This is a genomic window from Pseudomonas sp. HY13-MNA-CIBAN-0226 (assembly GCF_040310305.1).
Taxonomy (GTDB): domain Bacteria; phylum Pseudomonadota; class Gammaproteobacteria; order Pseudomonadales; family Pseudomonadaceae; genus Aquipseudomonas; species Aquipseudomonas gregormendelii.
Map to the genome: position 1 here is coordinate 1 of NZ_JBEOPS010000497.1, position 248 is coordinate 248.

The 248-nt window shown below is 62.5% G+C and carries 1 protein-coding gene; it reads left to right on the forward strand.

Translation table 11 applies throughout. The features are described 5' to 3' along the window. On the forward strand, nucleotides 1–248 hold a 248-nt coding region (locus tag AAEZ05_RS29650; protein ID WP_502947817.1), incomplete at both ends, for an RNA methyltransferase.

Below are 248 nucleotides of genomic sequence, written 5' to 3' on the forward strand. Positions count from 1 at the left end.
GTATAACCCCAAATCCCCCGAAAATGTCGGCTCGGTGATGCGTGCCGCCGGCTGCTACGGCGTGGCCTCGGTGTTCTACACCGGCGTGCGTTACGAGCGCGCCCGGGATTTCATTACCGACACCAAGAAGGTGCACCACGACATCCCGCTGATCGGCATCGACGACCTGAAAAAGATCCTGCCCCTTGGCTGCATCCCGGTCGCCGTGGAACTGGTCGAAGGCGCCCGCCCGTTGCCTGAATACACCC